This window comes from Saliphagus infecundisoli, assembly GCF_020177375.1.
Taxonomy (GTDB): Archaea; Halobacteriota; Halobacteria; order Halobacteriales; family Natrialbaceae; genus Saliphagus; species Saliphagus infecundisoli.
Map to the genome: position 1 here is coordinate 64287 of NZ_JAIWHV010000006.1, position 15875 is coordinate 80161.

Sequence of the window (15875 nt, forward strand, 5' to 3'; positions counted from 1 at the left end):
CGTACCCGCCGTGGCGCCGGGAGAGAACAGATGACCGACGCCAACACGAGGGACCGCCCTCACGATCCGATCCAGGAGGACCGCCCGACAGCCGTCGAGCCGCTACCGACCGAGGAGGCCGCCGACCTCTGTCGGGCCGTCACCGACAACGTCGCCGGCGTCATCGTCGGCCACGACGAGGCGGTCGAACACGTCGTCACGGCGATCCTCGCGCGGGGCCACGTCCTGCTCGACGACGTCCCCGGGGTCGGCAAGACGATGCTCGCCCGCTCGCTTGCACGCTCGATCGACTGCCGGTTCCGCCGGGTGCAGTTCACCCCCGATCTCCTCCCGTCGGACGTCACCGGCGTCAACGTCTTCAACCAGAAGACCCGCGAGTTCGAGTTCCAGCCCGGTCCCGTCTTCGCCAACGTCGTCCTGGGCGACGAGATCAACCGGGCGCCGCCCAAGACCCAGTCGGCCCTGCTCGAGGCGATGGAGGAGGCCCAGGTGACCGTCGACGGCGAGACCAGGGCCCTCCCGCGGCCGTTTACGGTCATCGCGACCCAGAACGCGGTCGAGCCCGATCGCACCTACGAGTTGCCGTTCGCGGAGGTCGACCGGTTCGTCAAGAAACTCCGGCTCGGCTATCCCGACCCCGACGAGGAGTCCGAGATGCTCGCCCGGACCGTCGGCCACCACCCCATCGAGGACTTAGAGCCGGTGACCGACCTCGAGTCGGTCCGGCGGGCCCGCGAGACGGCGACCCGGGTCCGCGTCGAGGCCCCGGTCCGTGAGTACGCGACCCGGCTTGCGGGCTACACCCGCGACCACGCTCGTCTCGGGGTCAGTCCCCGAGGAACGATCTCCTTGCTGCGGGCCGCCCAGGCCCGGGCGGTGCTCTCGGGGCGGGACTACGTCATCCCCGACGACGTCCAGTACGAGGCCCCAGTCGTTCTCCCCCACCGGATCAGGGCCGGCTCCGACGACCCCGAGGTCGACGGGACGGCCATCGTCGAGCGGGCCCTGGAGCGGGTAGCGGTGGAATAGATGAAGCTCACCCGCCGTGGCTACGCCGTCGTCGCCGTCGTCGCCGGCTGTCTCGTGATGGCCTGGCTCTACGGCGCCCGGTCGCTGAACGCGCTCGTCGCTCCCCTCTTGCTCGCCCTGTTGGCGGCGGTCGTGGCGGTCTCCCGTGCGGAGACGCCGACGGTAGAGCGGGCCGCCGTCGAGGACGGGTTCGTCGGCGAGCGCCGGACCGTCTCGCTGTCGCTCACTGCCGGGAACCCGATCGCCGCGACCGTCGAGGACGAGGTCGGCGACGGGCTGGCGACGATCCGGGAGGCACCGAGCGAGTCCTGGCGCGAGGGAATCGTTGCCGACCCCGAGGCCGACGCCGTCGCCGAGCTCACCATCGCCGAGGGAAGCGAGGTCACGTACGACGTCCGGCTGACCGCCCGCGGCGAGCGGACGGTCGGTCCCGTCACCGTGACCGTCCGGGACGTCCTCGGGCTCGTCTCCCGAGAGTTCTCGGTGGCCGCGACCGGCCGGGTCCTCGTCTACCCCGAGGTATACGACCTGCGGGGGGCCTCGCGGCGGGACCTGCGGACGCTCGCGCTGGCGATCCGCGAGGGGAGCCGCGAGGAGTTCGATCACCTCCGGGAGTACGACCGGGGCGACTCGCTGCGGGACGTCCACTGGAAGTCGACCGCGAAACGTGCCGACGGCGAACTCGTCGTCAAAGAGTTCGTCGCCGACGACGACGTCGGGGAGGTCGCCCTCCTCGCGGAGGCGGGTCGCGACCGCGCCGACCAGATGGCGACGGCGACCGCGAGCGTCGCGACCTACCTCCTCGAGTCTGGCGTCCGCGTCTCGGTCGCCACGCCCGCGGGCTCACTGCCATCGCGGGCGGGCCACGACCACCACCTCGAGGCGCTTCGCTTGCTCGCCCGGACCGGCGACGGGATCGCCACCGACCGGGCGAGACGCGAGGCCGACGTGGTGGTCCGTGCCGACGAAACGGGAACGGTCGTCGCGGTCGGCGAGGAGACGATCCCCTTCGACCGGTTCCGGGAGGGCGATCTCCGGACCGGAATCGCCCCGGATTCGAAGGATGAGGGCCGGGAGGTGGTCGCGTGAGCACGACCGATGCGACCGCGAGCCGGTCGGTCGACGTCGACCGGGCGATCCCCGACCGGGCGTTCCGGACCGGGGCGCTCGCGGGCGTGCTCGTGCTCACGGCGTCGTACGTCTCGGTGTTGCTGGAGGTGACGGGGGTCGTCGGCGGGACGGCCCGACTGCTGGCCGTCGTCGCGGTCGTGTTCGCGGCCGCGACGCTGCTCGCCCGGGCGATCGCCGTCCGGACCGCGGTGGGAACGGCCCTCCTCTTCGGTGCCGTCGGCTTCGGCTACTACTTCACCGTCACCGGGGTCGGGGTCGGGACCGCTCTCGGCTCGTTGGACAGACTGGCCTCGGATACGATCGCGATCACAACGGGGATGCCGCTGCTGCGGATGATGGCGGTTGACAGCTGGGCGCTGGCGTTCGCACCCGGACCGGTCTTTCTCTCGTGGTATCTCGCCGTCCGCCGCCGGTACGTCCTCGGCGTCCTCGCGGGCGGGATCGCGCTTGCCTTCCTCGTGCTCTCGGGGGACGCCGGCGTCGCGACCACGCTCGCGGGGACCGTCGGCGGGATCGCCGCCGTCGGCTTCGGCGAGCTCGAGCTCCGCCGGGGGACGATCGCCCAGGCGGACGTGCTCGCCGTCCTGTTCGCGGCGATGGTCGTCCTCTCGCTTTCGGTCTCGCTGGTCCCCGGCGGGACGCCCGGGCCGACGGTGCTGATCGAGGGCCAGGGCACCGACGGGAGCCTCGAGGCCAACTCCGCGACGGCGCCCGAGGAGACGACGATCGCGGGCAACGTCTCGCTGTCGCCGGAGGTCCGCTTTACCGTCCGCAGCGAGCGCGAATCGTACTGGCGCACCGGCGTCTACGACCGCTTCACCGGCGAGGGGTGGGTGCGGACCGGCCAGCAGGAGGCCTTCGACGGCCGCCTCGAGGCGCCCCCAGGAGAGACCGAGACGGTGAACCAGACGGTGACCGTCGAGGACGACGCCCGCGTGCTGCCGGCGGCGGCCTCCCCGGTCGAGATCGAGGGCGACGTCCGGGAGATCACCGAACGGACGGACCACGGCCAGTTCCACCCGAGCGAGGCGCTGATCGAAGGCGACAGGTACAACGTCGAGAGCGCCGTGCTCAACGCCTCGAGCGAGGAGCTGGCGAACGCGAGCACCGACTACCCCGAGGAGGTCACGGCACAGTACCTCCAACAGCCCGAAGGGGTGTCCGCAGAGTTCGAGGACGCGACCGCGGAGGTCGTCGCCGACGCCGACGACCCCCACGAGGCCGCGAGCGCGATAGAGGAGCACCTCCGGACCGAGAAGGGCTACTCGCTGAACGTCACCCGACCCGACGGCAACGTCGCCGAGGGGTTCCTCCTCGAGATGGAGGAGGGCTACTGCGTCTACTTCGCGACGACGATGACCCAGATGCTCCGGACCGAAGGGATCCCGGCGCGCTACGTCACCGGCTACACGAGCGGCCAGCAGGTCGACGACAACGAGTGGGTCGTCCGCGGACTCAACGCCCACGCCTGGGTCGAGGCCTACTTCCCCGGACACGGCTGGGTCGCCTTCGACCCCACGCCCGGCGGCGACCGCGACGACGTCCACTACGACCGGCTCGAGGACGCCCGCGAGAACAATGAATCAGGCGTCGACACCGGGGCGAGCGAGGACGTCGCCGCCGGGCCCGAGGGCAACACCTCAGACGGCCCCGACCTCGACCGCGTCGAGGTCGAAAACGCCCCGATCAACGTCTCCGAGCCCGCCGGAGGCGGCGTCGGACCGACCGAGCCGCCGTCGGAGATTCCCGACGGGGCGCTTCCCAACGATCGCGGGCCCAACGGCAGCGCCGAGCCCGGGATCGACAGTCTCGACCCCGAGGGAGGAAACGGCAGTGCGAACGCGACCGACGGTGATGACGGCGAGGGCGACGGCGAGCGGGAGTTCCCGCCCTCCTCGCCCGAAACCGCCATCGTCGGGATCGCCGTCCTCGTCGGCCTGGCCGCCGGCGCCCACCGGACGGGCGCCACTGCCCGGGTGAGCCGGAGCGCCCGCCTCCAGTACCAGGGCCGGACGGCGGGCCCCGACGCGGACGTCGAACGGGCCTACCGCCGCCTCGAGATCCTCCTCGAACGCCGTCACAGGCCCCGCGAGGCAGGGGAGTCGACCCGCCAGTACGTCGAGGCGCTCTCGGGGACGCCCTCGTTCGATCCGCGCGCCCGCCGGGTCGAGGAACTGTACGAACGGTCGACCTACGGCGGGGGCATCGACCGGGCGGCGGCCAACGAGGCGATCGACCTCGTCGACCGGATGGCCCGGGAGGAACTGCCGGCGATCGGCCGGCTCTATACGGCCGGACGTAACGGTCGATAGTTTTTCGCCGAGTCGATGGGCGAAAACCGTCCACGGCTTACGCCCGACCGTATACCGGGCATCGACGTAAAAAGGATCACGGGCGGGGATCGGGGTCCCGACAGTGTTTAATATGGTCGTTTCCTACCGTCGAGCGTAATGTCGGAAGTCTGCTCGACGTGCGGGCTGCCCGAGGAGCTCTGCGTCTGCGAGGACGTCGCCAAGGGCCAACAACAGCTCACCATCCGCATTGACGAGCGCAGATACGGCAAGGAAGTAACGATCATTGAAGGGTTCGATCCGAAAGACGTCGATCTAGACAGCCTCTCCTCGGACCTCAAATCGAAGTTCGCCTGCGGGGGGACAGTCGAGGACAGCCAGATCGAGCTCCAGGGCAACCACACCGGCCGCATCGAGGACTTCCTCCGGGACCGCGGCTTCAACGTCGCCTGACTCCGACAGCCGACCTCGTTTTCGATCGCTCGACCGCCGAGCGACCGCTCCTCAGAACGGCGCGTCGGGCCCCTCGGCTCCGCCGGAGTCGGCGGTGGCGGCCGACTCCAGTTCGTACCGGTCGGCCCACGCCTCGAGCCCGCCGGTCATGCTCTCGACGCGGGCGTCGGTCGCCCCCTCGTAGGAGCCGATGAGACGGGCGGCCTGGACGCTGGCCTTCCCGTGGGGACAGACCGTCACGATCCGGTCGGCACCGTCTAGCTCCTCGACCCGACCGGGCAGTTCGGGGAAGGGAAGGTTCTCGCTGCCGGGGATCCGCTCCCGGCGAAAACTGTGTTCGTCGCGGATATCGACGATCCGAACGCCGTCGCTCTCGAGGAGATCGCGGACGTCCTCGACGGTGATCTCGCCGTCCATCGCCGGCCTGTTAGGTCGGCCGGCGAATAAGCGCTCCGCTACAGGAAGCCGTCGGCTTTGGCCAACAGGAGTCCGTCGATCGTCGCGTCGTTCGCCGGTGCCTCGCGGGCGCGATCCAGAGCGTCCTCGACGGGCACCCGCCGGAGCTCGAGGAACTCGTTCGTGTCGAGGGCGCGCTCTCCCGGCACCAGCCCGTCGGCGTAGACGACCGCCCGATCGTGTCTGAGGAGGCCGGTCGCGACCGCGTACTCCTCCAGAAGAACCGTCGTCTCCGGCCGAAAGCCGGTCTCCTCCTCGAGTTCGCGGGCCGCGGCCGCGGTGTAGGACTCGCCGTCCTCGACGATGCCCGCGGGGAGTTCGAGGTGGTGCTCGCCGACCGTCGGCCGATACTGCTCGACGAAGAGCAGTTCGTCGCCGGCGGGTCCCTCGGGGCCGTCAGTGCGGGCGACGACCACGACCGCCGGCGGAAGCGAAGCCCAGTAGTAGCGCTTTTCCGTGCCGTCGGGCTGGCGGACGAGGTCGTAGCCGCCGTCGTACCACGGGGTCTCGTACTCGGTCACCGACTCGATCACGGTCCACTCCTCGGGCTCGCCGGCGTCGTCGGTCATTCTCCTGGGTCGGTTGTGATCTCCAGGTGGTAGTAACTGCCGTTTTCGACGACCAGGACGCCTTCCTCGTCCCCGGGGGTCGCCGCCCCCTCACGGACCCGGAGTTCGCCGAACTCGTCGCTCGGCGTGTGGGTGAACGACTCCTTGATCCCGAACCGCCCCTCCTCGTAGGCGTCGGAGATCCCCTCCTCGATCGCCTGGTGAGTGTACGGAAACCGGTTCTCCGAGAGGTTCTCCGCCCGTATCGGTTCCCCGTTTCCGTTCTCGCTCTCGACGGACGTCGCGGTGACGTAGTAGACCTCGCCGCCGCCGCCCAGCAGGGAGGGGAGGGCCCCGAGCGCCAGGAGCGCGAGGAGAGCGAAGAGAACGGTTGCAACCGCGAGCAGGTAGCGCCGGCGCATCGGTGGGGATCGGGCCCGGGAGCCAATACGCGTTTCCCTCTCACTCCCCGCAGAGACCGACGAAGTTCCGGAGGATCGTCAACCCGGTCTCGCCGCTCTTCTCGGGATGAAACTGGGTGCCGAAGACGGTTCCGGAGTCGTCGGCGATTATCGCGGGGAACTCGAGGCCGTAGTCGGTCGTCGCGACGACCGCCCCTTCGTCGTCGGGCACCGCGTAGTAGGAGTGGACGAAGTACGCGTACTCGCCACTAACGCCCTCGACGAGCGGGTGGTCGCGCTCGACGCTGAGCTCGTTCCAGCCCATGTGTGGCACCTTCTGGCCCTGGTCGAACCGGAGGTTCGTCCCGGGGATCAGGCCGAGGCCGGCGCTCGCGGCGCCCTCGGCGTCGTCCTCGCCTTCCTCGCTGCCCGACAGCAGCATCTGCATCCCCAGACAGATGCCAAAGAGAGGCGTGTCGCTTTCGGCGACCGCGAGCAGGTGCTCCCGGATCGGGTCGGCGTTCTCGACGCCCTCCCGGAAGGCGCCGACGCCGGGGAGGACGACGCCGTCGGCCTCGCCGAAGGCGTCCGGATCGTCGGTGATCTCCACTTCGGCGCCCGCCCGCTCCAACCCGCGGGTGACGCTCCGGAGGTTCCCCAGGCCGTAGTCGACGACGACCACCGAGGCCGCCGCCTCGCCCTCCCGCCGGGCGTCCGTCTGCATGCTCATGGCGGAGGCTACTCCCCGGGCCGGCAAGTGCCTTCCGCTCCCGTTAATACTCCCCTAAACGGGACTGACCGCCCGAGGAACCGCCGCCCACGAGGTCGGCCGCCGTTTCGATTGCCTCCGCAAAGGTCTCCTCCTGGCTCCGGTCGTACAGCGTCGCCGCGGGATGCAGGCAGATCAGTACGCGCCGGGGGCGGTCCCCGATCCGGACCTCCTCGACGCTTCCCGACTCGTTCGTGACCGACACCGACCGGCCGAGCAGGTGCTCGCCGGGCACCTTCCCGAGCGTGACGATCACCTCGGGGTCGACGCGTTCGATCTCGACTTCGAGGTAGCCCCGACAGTGCTCGAGTTCCTCGGCCGTCGGATCGCGGTTCTCGGGCGGTCGACACCGCACGCAGTTCGTGATCCGAACCGACTCGCGCTCGAGCCCGACGCTCCGGAGTTCGTCGTCGAGTACCGACCCGCTCCGGCCGACGAACGGCTCTCCGCGCTCGTCCTCTCGCTGGCCGGGACCCTCGCCGACGAACAGCAGGTCCGCGTCGTCCGGTCCCGTTCCGTCGACGATCCGGCTTCGCGACTCGACCAGTTCGGGACAGCGCTCGCAGGCGGGCACCGTGAGGCCGTCCATCCGCTCGCGGTCGTCTGCGTCCATACCTCGCGTTCCGGCGCCGTCCTACTACCCGTTTTCCTTCCCTCGCAGCCGGTAGGCGTCGCCGGCCCGCGCGGCAAGCCGGGCCACCCGAAGGGGTTCCGGTCGCCCGCCGGTCGGGGTGTAGGCCTCGACGACTCCACCGGCCTCCTCGTCGTCGATCCCGACCGACCGAACGTACACCCGCTCGCCGTTGACCCGCCGCTCGTGCCGGGGCGGCAGCGACCGGTAGGCGTCGAGGCGCTCCTCGAGTTCCGCGCCCGAAAACGCCTCCCGGAGCGAGGGCTCGAGCCCCTCGCTTTCCTCGAACGTGACCGCGATCGTCGGGCGATCGGCGGTCGAGGTGATCGCCTCGAGATCGAGGAAATCGTACCAGGCGGGTGCGATCGCGCCCAGAAACAGATAACGGACGTCCTCGCGGGCGAGGTCGTCGACGAGTGCCCCGACGGCGTCGGTCGCGTGGCGGCCGCCGACCGGACACGACCGGAAGGCGAACCCGTCGACGACCCGGTCGGCTCGGACCACCGCTCCGGCAAAGGTGCTCCGGTCCCCGCGGGCCGATTCAGCGATCCCCAGCGCTCGCGCGCCGGGTTTCACCATCAGTCCTCGTCTTTGATGCTCTCTAGCTTGTCGAGCAGTTCGTCGTTCGAGGCCCCGTTATCGAACTCCAACGAGCCTGTGTGGCCGTTTTCCTCGGACTCGACGGCGTCCTCGTCGTCGAAGTCTGCGTCGATGTCCTGTTGTTCGGACTCGTCGTAGCTTCCAAATCCCATACGGGCCCGTGTACGCCCTCCAGCGGAAAAAAGGCTGTGGCGGCTATGTTTCAGTTGACACGAGCCGCGACACCGTTTTGTCGTCGGCCCGAGAGGGGGTCCGTATGGCGGTCTACAACGTCACCGAGGGCGCCGAGACGTTCACCTGCAACGCCTATCTCGCGACCGGCGGGCGGCCGACGCTCGTCGACGCCGGCTCGATGGCGGGCGTCGAGGAGGTGATCGCCGGCCGGGTGGACGACCTCGCGGCCGTCGTCCTCACCCACCAGCACGGCGACCACGTCGCGGAACTCGACGCGGTCTGCGAGGCGTTCGACCCGGTGGAGGTCGTCGCCTACGCCGACCATCCCCGACGGACGCGAGCGATCGACGACGGGGACCGCATCGAGATCGGCGACGAGACCTTCGAAGTCGTCTACACCCCTGGCCACGCCGACGACCACGTCTCCCTCGTTTCGGAGATGACGCTGTACAGCGGGGACGTCGTCGTCCACGACGACGGCGCCTTCGACTACGGGAGCTTCGGACGGACGGACATGGAGGGCCAGTCCCGGGAGACGCTTATCGAGAGCATCGAGCGCCTCCTCGAGCGGATGCCACCGGGCGTCGAACACATGTACGCCGGCCACGGCGGCGCCTTCCACGGCGACGTCCGTGGCGTCGTCGAGACGGCGCTGGGGCGGGCGGAAAAACGGGAGCCGAAATACGACGACTGAGAGAGGTCAGGCGTTGCGGGGCTCTTTGGCCTTCACACGGAGGTTGCCGTAGCCACACTTCCGGCAGCTTTCCGCTCGCTGTGGATTTCGGGCGTTACACCGCATACAGATCTGCTTCTCTAAGTTCCGTTCCTCGGCGGCGTCGAACTTGGCCATGTCCCGATGTCGGCGCTCGCGTACGTAACGCTTGTGATTCGGGCTACTCCAAATACTCGGACTGGACGGCGACGACCTCCGTCGAGTCCGCACACGCGGCGTACCGATCCAGGGGTTCCTCGTTGAGTTCGAGGAACGTCTCCCCCCACCGGAACGGCTCGAGCACTCGCGTCGCGTGGTCGTCCTCGCCGAGGATCCTGAGAGCGCCCGCCAGCGCCTCGACGGTCGTCAGTCGGAACGGCCGGCCGAAGTTGATCGGGTTCGCCGCGACCAGGAAGGGAAGCGCCCGATGAACGCCGTCCATCGCGAAGGCGGCTTCCCCGGCGGACTCCCACGAGCAGTCCAGGGCGACGAGCCGATCTGCGGCGTCGGCCGGCGACAGCGCCCGCTCGGCGTGGGGGTTCAGGACGACGCCGTAGGGCACCCGACCCATCGACCGATGGAGGGTAACGAGCTCGAAGCGCTCGAGGCGACGCGCCGTACACTTCTCGGGGTCGTCGTCGCCCTCGTAGTAGGCGTGACACTCCACGCTATCGGTCGGCGGCGTCGAAAGAAAAGTCTCGTGGTCGTCGGGTCGCGTTCAGCGGCGTCTACAGGACGCCCTCGCCGATGACGCAGCTCCCGCCGGTTTCGGCGTCGTCGGTGTCGCTCGTCTGTTCGGGCTCCTCCTCTTCTTCGGGTTCCGGCTCGGGTTCGGGTTCCGGCTCGGGTTCGGGTTCCGGCTCGGGTTCGGACTCTTCTTCGGGTTCGCTTTCGGAGTCGTCGGAACCGCTCGAGCCGTCCGAGCTACCGGAGTCGTCCGAACTACCGTCCGAACCGCTCTCGGAGTCGTCACCGGACGTGTCCTCGGAGCCGGTCTCCTCGGCGGGTTCCTCGGTGTCGCCGGAACTGCCGGAGTCGTCGGATCCGTCGCTCGATTCGCTGCCGGAGTCGTCGGTGTTCTCGTCAGTCGACTCCGACTCGTCGGATTGATCCGGCTCGTCGGACGTGTCCTCCTGGTTGGCCTCGTCGGACGTGTCCGCTTCTTCGGCCGGCTCTTCGTCCGTCGTCCCCGAGGGAGCCTCGTCGACGCGCGCGTCGATCCAGTTGATGACTCCCTCAGTGCTGTGGTGGGGCGAGGTAATGTCGCCGGCAAGCTCCATCGTCGGGATCCACGAGACGCCGTCGGAAGCGGCAGCCGAGGAGACGGCATCGGGTGCCGACTCGTACTGGCTGGCGCCGTTTGCGATGGCGTCGGCGTTCGAGACGCCCCGGGCGCTGGCCTCGTCGGCGATGTCGTCGTACGTGAGGTATCCGGAGACCGGATCGATGAACATCTCGTCGAAGAACGGCCAGTAGGCACCGGGTTGTTCGTTCCAGAGGGCGCGGCCGAACGCGGCCAGCCGCGGATCGCTGCTGGAGATGTAGTACGACGACGTGCTGCCGGGATTGTAGGCCAGGTTCGCGAACTCGATGTTGAGCTGGCCGGTCCTGACGAACTCATCGATGATGGTCTGGAAGTTCTCCAGGACGAACCCGCGCGTGACCGGACACTTGAAGTTGCCGTAGACGGTCGCGGTCGGGTTGGAGCTGTCGGTCCCCATCGTGGGTCGATCCGCGCTCGCGACGACGGGTACGTCCGAGACCGTCGTGTCAGCCTGTGCCATTCCGGCGAAGCCGAGAAGTGATGCGCTGCCCGCTGCGGTAAGCCACTCACGTCGCGTTAGGTTGCGTCGCATTCGGTCACCGCTACGAAGGGGGATGGTTATAAACGGTCTCGACGCTCCAGCTAATTCGATCGATTTCACCGCCTTCGATGCCTCTACTCCGATTATTGCCCGTTTAAACACGGAAATGAACAGCGGTTAATTCGGCTGAAGGTAAATTAAGCATGACGTTCGCACCGTCGAGACCGTCTATACGGGTTCCATAATCCATACCGCATCCCTTGCGACTGTCGGGGGCTCGTTTAATACCGTGCGGCCCGGTCGGGCGCTCGCACGGCACGAACCGCGTAATTCAGCCGTCGTGGATGTTCTCGCCGCGGTTCAGTCGACTCGCGATCGTGAACGTCTGCTCGGCCTCCCGGCGAGTCGGGAAGTGTGCTGCCATGTATCGTGCCGTCGCAACCAGCGGAACGCGCTCGCGGTCCCCGTCCGCGCGGTCGGCGGTCGCGAACGCGGCCTCGACGTTCTGGATCGTGTGAAAGCCGGCGTCCTCCCGGAGGAGCGCTCCCCCGAGGCTCCGCCGCAGGTCGGCGGGATCCCCCCCACAGTCCTCGAACTCACAGACGAGCCTGCCGGCCTCGTTGACCTCCCCCTCCCGATCGAACGTCTCCTCGAGATCCGAAAGCACCGCTTCGGGATCTCGCCCGGTGTCGTTCTCCCCGGGTTCGGGGATCGGCGCGGGCGGAGTGTTCAGGAAGCGATCGAGGTAGACGTTGATCGCGGCGTCGAACACCCCTCTGTAGGTTTCGATCGCGTCGGTCCGGCCGGCAAAGCCACGGACGGCGTTCGCGTAGGTGAACGTGTGGTGGACGGTGTTCCAGTCGGAGAACTCGTTTGCCGTCCCAAACTGCGCGACCCGCTTTGTGGCCGCATCGACGACCGCGTCCGCGAGGGCCGTACTCGAGGCGCCCCCGCGGACGGCGCCGGCGAGCGCGTCGACGATCGCGTCCGGGTCCTCTCCCAGGAGCGTCTCCCGGAACTCGGCAGTCGGCTCCCACACCTCGCCCTCGCCCGCGGCGACGAGTTCGTCGAGCCCGTCCGTCGCGCCGACGTCCCCCCCGTAGACGTCCTCCAGAAGGGCGACGAGGTCGACCGGACGGCGCCACGCCGAGCGCTCGTCGCTTCGGTCGGCGGTCGCGAGCGGGGGAACGAGACTCGCCAGCGCGTCCGCGGCGTGCTCGTCACCGACGCGTTCGATGGACTCGAAGGCCTTGTTCGCGAAGTCGAGGACGTGGCCGGTGCTGAGATAGGGGTGGTCGGTCGCGGCGGCGACGACGAGTTCCGCGAGCCGGTCGGTCCCGTAGCCCGCCGCGACCGCCGTCCGTAGACAGCGTTCGGCGCCGTCCCGATCGCGAACCTCGATACAGTCCCGGAACCAGGTCTTCAGCCGGTCGAACCCGGTCTCGGTCGTCCGTAGCGCGGGCTGGTCGAAGTTCGGCGCCTCGCCCGCACAGTCGCTCGCAACGTGGCGCGCGCCCGTGTAGAGGGCGCGTTTGCGGTCCTCGAGGGTTAGGTCCCCCATTACGTTCCCGAGACAGCCGAGGATCGTGAGCCCGGAACTCCATCCCGGTTCCCGGTAGCGGGTGCCAAAGCGGAGAGTCGTGGCCATCGGATCGCGGTAGTCGACGCCCGCATCGAGCAGCCCGATCGACGACTTCGCGATCACGAGCCGGAGGTTCTCCTCCAGGCCGGTTTCGAGGCGGTCGGCCCACCGCTTGGCCGGCGGGCGCTCGCGGGGCGGGTTCGGATCGACGTACACCATCCCCTCGCGGCGTTCGACGGGGTAGGTCGGGACGTCGTCGGCCCAGGGGTCGAACGTGTCGCCACAGGCGAGTTCGAACCGCGCGTGGTGCCAGTGACAGGTCAGTAAGCCGTCCTCGACGCTGCCCTCCGAGAGGGGAAATCCCATGTGCGGACAGCGGTTGTCGACCGCCCGGAACTCCCCCTCGTGGTGGAAGACGGCGATGGCGGTTCCTCCCGCCGAGACGAGTTCCCGGCCCGAGTCCGCGAGGTCGTCGGCCGGACCGACCTCGACGAGCCGGCCCGTGTCATCGACTGCCATAGAAGGGGTTCGACGCAGGGCTACTAAACGGTTCGCCGAAACGGGTTTTTGTACCCGGCCTGACACCGGCCACAGCCCTTCTGTACCCCGACGACCAAGCAGGGCTATGACCGGGTCGGCGGACGAGACGGACGGGGCGGCCGGCGAAAGGGTCGAATCGGCGGTTCGAGAGTACTACCGCGCGATCGACGCAGGAGCGTACGGCGATCTCGAGGCGCTGCTCGCGCCCGGGTTCGTCCAGCGCCGCCCCGACCGCACGATCGAGGGCCGGGAGTCGTTCGTCCGGTTCATGCGCGAGGACCGCCCGATGACCGACACGAGCCACCGGCTCGAGGAGGTGATCGTCGCCGACGGCCAGGCGGTCGTCCGCGGCGAACTCCTCGACGGCGACGGCGAGTCCGTCTTCGGGTTCGCCGACGTCTTCTCGGCTCGGGGGGGGCGGCTCGTGGCGCTCGAGACCTACACCCGATAGCGGGTCACCGAAGACCCGTCGTCGGGTTCATTCGCCCTCGCCGAGTGCACTCTCGCCGACGGCCTCGTGGCCCTCGATCCGGTCGGTGCCCATGTACTCCCGCAGGGGGTCGGGAACCGTCACGGTGCCATCCGGGTTCTGGTAGTACTCGAGGATCGCCACCACCACGCGCGGGAGCGCGAGCCCCGACGCATTGAGAGTGTGGAGGTAGTCAGCCGACTCGTGGTGTTCCGGCCGATACCGAATTCCCGCCCGCCGGGCCTGGAACGCCTCGAAGTTCGACGCCGAGGAGACTTCGAGCCACCGGCCGCCTTCGTCGGGACCGTCCTCGAGATCGTCGCCGGGGGCCCAGACCTCGATGTCGTATGTCTTCGCGCTCGCAAAGGTGAGGTCGCCGGTACAGAGCTCGAGAATCCGGTAGGGAAGCCCCAGCCGCCGGAGGACCTCCTCGGCTTCTCCCAGAAGTCCCTCGAGACGGTCGTAGCTCTCATCCGGTTCGACGAAGTTCACCAGTTCGACCTTGTTGAACTGGTGAACCCGGACGATTCCCCGCGTTTCGGTGCCGTGTTCGCCGGCCTCCCGGCGAAAGTTCGGCGAGTACGCCTGGTGTTTCAGCGGGAGGTCCTCGCCCAGGAGGATGTCGTCGGCGTACATATTGGTGACGGGGACCTCGGCGGTCGGACACAGCCAGAGGTCGTCGTCGTCGTACGGTTCGTCGTTCGCCCCGCCGAGCCGGTAGGCGTCCTCGACGAACTTCGGGAACTGGCCGGTGCCTCGCATCGACTCGCTGTTGACCGGGACTGGCGGGACGACGTCGAGATAGCCCTGCTCGCGGTGGACCGAGAGCATGAACTGGATCAGGGCGTGTTCCAGTCGTGCGCCCTCGCCCTTCATGAAGTAAAAGCCCGCCCCGCTCGTCTTCGCACCCCGGGCCTCGTCGATGATATCCAACTCTTCGCCGAGGTCGTAGTGGGGGACGACTTCCTCGGGGAGTTTTCGGAGATCGTCGAACCCCCACCGGCGGCGCTCGACGTTTTCGTCCTCGCTCTCGCCGACGGGAACGCTCTCGTCGGGGATCTGGGGGAGTTCGAGCATCGCCTCCTCTAACTCCTCGGCGAGTTCGGCGGCCTCTCGCTCGACCGTCTCGATCTCGGCTTTCAGCGACTGCGAGCGTTCGATCGCCTCCTCGGCCTCCTCCTCGCGGCCCTCGCCTTTCAGCCGGCCGATCCGGGAGCTCACCTCGTTTCGGTCGTGTCGCAGGCTGTCCCCCCGCGCCTTCCGGTCGCGCCACTGCTCGTCCAGTTCGAGGATCGCCTCGAGATCGACGTCGGCCCCGCGGTTTGCGATGGCCTCGGCGACGGCCTCGGGGCGTTCGCGAAGGGAGCTCCGGTCCAGCATCGCTATCTCCTTCCCCGCGACCCGGCAAAGTCGTGTCGGATGTGTGTCGGCGGGTGACGGTCAGAACAGCGCGGTCGCGACCAGCCGGGCGAGACCGATCGCCGAAAGCGCACACACCAGGTTCCCGGCCGCCGAGACGAGCGCGAGGCGTCGCTCGCTCGCTTCCCAGAGCCGGACGGTTTCGACGGAAAACGACGAGAACGTCGTGAACGAGCCACAGACGCCGATCCCGAGGAACTGCATCGCCGACTCCCCCGCGCCAGCGAACGCGACGAGCCCGAGGACGAAGCTGCCGGCGACGTTGACCGCGAGCGTCGAGAGCGGGAGTCCGTCGTCGGGATCGCTCGCCAGGCGGAGATAGACGGCGTGGCGAGCGACGGCGCCGACGGCGCCACCGATCCCGACGAGGTGGGCTGGCCCGAGCCCGATCACGCTCTCGCCCTCCGATTGCGAACGGCGGCGGCGACGGTTCGGCCGACGAGGACCCCCGCGAAGCCGAGGCCGTAGTTGCCGGTGACGACGGCGGCGACTCCGAGCGGGCGCGCCGCGAGGGCGGCCTGGAGCGCGAACGTGCTGTAGGTCGTCAGCGACGAGAGTACCCCCGTCGTGAAGACGACGCGAGCGGTTGGATCGACGATCCCCGTGTACCGGGCCTCGTAGACGAGGAATCCCAGCAGGAAGCTCCCGACGACGTTGACCACGAGGACCGTCACGGTTTCGGGGAGGAAGCCGGCGACCAGAAAACGGAGGTTCGCCCCGGCGAACCCGCCGATGGCGACCAGGGCGACCGTCTCGAGTCGGGCGAGAGGGTGACGGGCCATCCGAGTGATACGGGGGCCGTCAGCCGTTGGCGGTTGCGTCGGGCGGGCCCCATCGCCCGGTCGTAGCGCCGGCTACTCGCGAA

The 15875-nt window shown here is 68.9% G+C and carries 20 protein-coding genes; 6 read left to right on the plus strand and 14 right to left on the minus strand.

Annotated elements, in window-relative coordinates; genetic code table 11:
• The first annotated feature begins 30 nt into the window (after window positions 1-30).
• The 4 genes from LCF40_RS10270 to yciH all read left to right on the plus strand — a co-directional run bounded on the left by LCF40_RS10270 (window position 31) and on the right by yciH (window position 4904).
• On the plus strand, window positions 31-1029 hold the full coding sequence (locus tag LCF40_RS10270; RefSeq protein WP_224828397.1) for an AAA family ATPase: 999 nt from the start codon (window positions 31-33) through the stop codon (window positions 1027-1029).
• Window positions 1030-2118, plus strand: a complete 1089-nt coding sequence (locus tag LCF40_RS10275; RefSeq protein WP_224828398.1) for a DUF58 domain-containing protein — start codon at window positions 1030-1032, stop codon at window positions 2116-2118.
• Window positions 2115-4472, plus strand: a complete 2358-nt coding sequence (locus tag LCF40_RS23415) for a transglutaminase TgpA family protein (protein ID WP_224828399.1) — start codon at window positions 2115-2117, stop codon at window positions 4470-4472. Before LCF40_RS10275 ends, LCF40_RS23415 begins: the two co-directional genes overlap by 4 nt.
• Window positions 4473-4610: 138 nt before the next feature.
• The gene (gene yciH, locus LCF40_RS10285) at window positions 4611-4904 is read left to right on the plus strand and encodes a stress response translation initiation inhibitor YciH (protein WP_114576134.1); all 294 of its coding nucleotides are present in this window, start codon (window positions 4611-4613) and stop codon (window positions 4902-4904) included.
• 51 nt (window positions 4905-4955) lie between these two features.
• On the opposite strand, the gene LCF40_RS10290 is transcribed toward yciH, so the two are convergent.
• Genes LCF40_RS10290 through LCF40_RS10320 form a run of 7 tightly spaced genes read right to left on the minus strand, consistent with a single transcriptional unit; the run spans window position 4956 to window position 8461 of the window.
• Entirely contained in the window at window positions 4956-5321 is a 366-nt protein-coding gene (locus tag LCF40_RS10290; protein WP_224828400.1) for a rhodanese-like domain-containing protein, read from the minus strand.
• 38 nt (window positions 5322-5359) lie between these two features.
• A complete protein-coding gene (locus LCF40_RS10295; RefSeq protein WP_224828401.1) occupies window positions 5360-5929 on the minus strand; it encodes an NUDIX hydrolase in 570 nt (189 codons plus the stop codon).
• Window positions 5926-6330: a hypothetical protein gene (locus LCF40_RS10300; protein ID WP_224828402.1), complete on the minus strand. Its 405-nt coding sequence runs from the start codon at window positions 6328-6330 to the stop codon at window positions 5926-5928. Before LCF40_RS10300 ends, LCF40_RS10295 begins: the two co-directional genes overlap by 4 nt.
• Before the next feature lie 40 nt (window positions 6331-6370).
• Window positions 6371-7033 (minus strand): imidazole glycerol phosphate synthase subunit HisH, encoded by a 663-nt coding sequence (gene hisH, locus LCF40_RS10305; RefSeq protein WP_224828476.1) that lies wholly within the window; start codon window positions 7031-7033, stop codon window positions 6371-6373.
• A 49-nt stretch (window positions 7034-7082) separates the two neighbouring features.
• A complete protein-coding gene (locus LCF40_RS10310) occupies window positions 7083-7691 on the minus strand; it encodes a uracil-DNA glycosylase (protein WP_114576129.1) in 609 nt (202 codons plus the stop codon).
• Between the two features lie 24 nt (window positions 7692-7715).
• A complete protein-coding gene (locus LCF40_RS10315) occupies window positions 7716-8285 on the minus strand; it encodes an endonuclease dU (protein WP_224828477.1) in 570 nt (189 codons plus the stop codon).
• Between the two features lie 2 nt (window positions 8286-8287).
• Window positions 8288-8461 (minus strand): DUF5786 family protein, encoded by a 174-nt coding sequence (locus LCF40_RS10320; protein ID WP_114576128.1) that lies wholly within the window; start codon window positions 8459-8461, stop codon window positions 8288-8290.
• Window positions 8462-8565: 104 nt separating this feature from the next.
• Here LCF40_RS10320 and LCF40_RS10325 point away from each other — a divergent pair, with 104 nt between their 5' ends.
• Window positions 8566-9177 (plus strand): MBL fold metallo-hydrolase, encoded by a 612-nt coding sequence (locus tag LCF40_RS10325; protein ID WP_224828403.1) that lies wholly within the window; start codon window positions 8566-8568, stop codon window positions 9175-9177.
• A 6-nt stretch (window positions 9178-9183) separates the two neighbouring features.
• Here LCF40_RS10325 and LCF40_RS10330 read toward each other — a convergent pair whose 3' ends face one another.
• From LCF40_RS10330 to LCF40_RS10345, 4 genes are all read right to left on the minus strand, one after another.
• Window positions 9184-9333 (minus strand): 50S ribosomal protein L40e, encoded by a 150-nt coding sequence (locus tag LCF40_RS10330; RefSeq protein ID WP_224828404.1) that lies wholly within the window; start codon window positions 9331-9333, stop codon window positions 9184-9186.
• A gap of 43 nt (window positions 9334-9376) precedes the next feature.
• Window positions 9377-9862 (minus strand): DUF367 family protein, encoded by a 486-nt coding sequence (locus tag LCF40_RS10335; RefSeq protein WP_224828405.1) that lies wholly within the window; start codon window positions 9860-9862, stop codon window positions 9377-9379.
• A gap of 61 nt (window positions 9863-9923) precedes the next feature.
• Window positions 9924-11051: a DsbA family protein gene (locus tag LCF40_RS10340; protein WP_224828406.1), complete on the minus strand. Its 1128-nt coding sequence runs from the start codon at window positions 11049-11051 to the stop codon at window positions 9924-9926.
• Between the two features lie 280 nt (window positions 11052-11331).
• Window positions 11332-13101, minus strand: coding sequence for a Rieske 2Fe-2S domain-containing protein (locus tag LCF40_RS10345; protein ID WP_224828407.1), 1770 nt, complete (start codon window positions 13099-13101; stop codon window positions 11332-11334).
• Window positions 13102-13207: 106 nt separating this feature from the next.
• On the opposite strand from LCF40_RS10345, the gene LCF40_RS10350 reads away from it, so the two are divergent.
• Window positions 13208-13573: a nuclear transport factor 2 family protein gene (locus tag LCF40_RS10350; RefSeq protein WP_224828408.1), complete on the plus strand. Its 366-nt coding sequence runs from the start codon at window positions 13208-13210 to the stop codon at window positions 13571-13573.
• Between the two features lie 27 nt (window positions 13574-13600).
• Here the strand turns inward: LCF40_RS10350 and serS are convergent, their stop codons facing one another.
• The 3 genes from serS to LCF40_RS10365 are packed head-to-tail and all read right to left on the minus strand — an operon-like array spanning window position 13601 to window position 15792.
• Window positions 13601-14971: a serine--tRNA ligase gene (gene serS, locus LCF40_RS10355; RefSeq protein ID WP_224828409.1), complete on the minus strand. Its 1371-nt coding sequence runs from the start codon at window positions 14969-14971 to the stop codon at window positions 13601-13603.
• A gap of 60 nt (window positions 14972-15031) precedes the next feature.
• Window positions 15032-15400 carry a fluoride efflux transporter CrcB gene (crcB, locus tag LCF40_RS10360; protein ID WP_224828478.1) on the minus strand — a complete coding sequence of 123 codons (369 nt, stop codon included), beginning with the start codon at window positions 15398-15400 and terminating at the stop codon, window positions 15032-15034.
• Entirely contained in the window at window positions 15400-15792 is a 393-nt protein-coding gene (locus tag LCF40_RS10365; protein ID WP_224828410.1) for a fluoride efflux transporter FluC, read from the minus strand. The genes crcB and LCF40_RS10365 overlap by 1 nt, the downstream gene beginning before the upstream one ends.
• Between the last annotated feature and the right edge of the window lie 83 nt (window positions 15793-15875).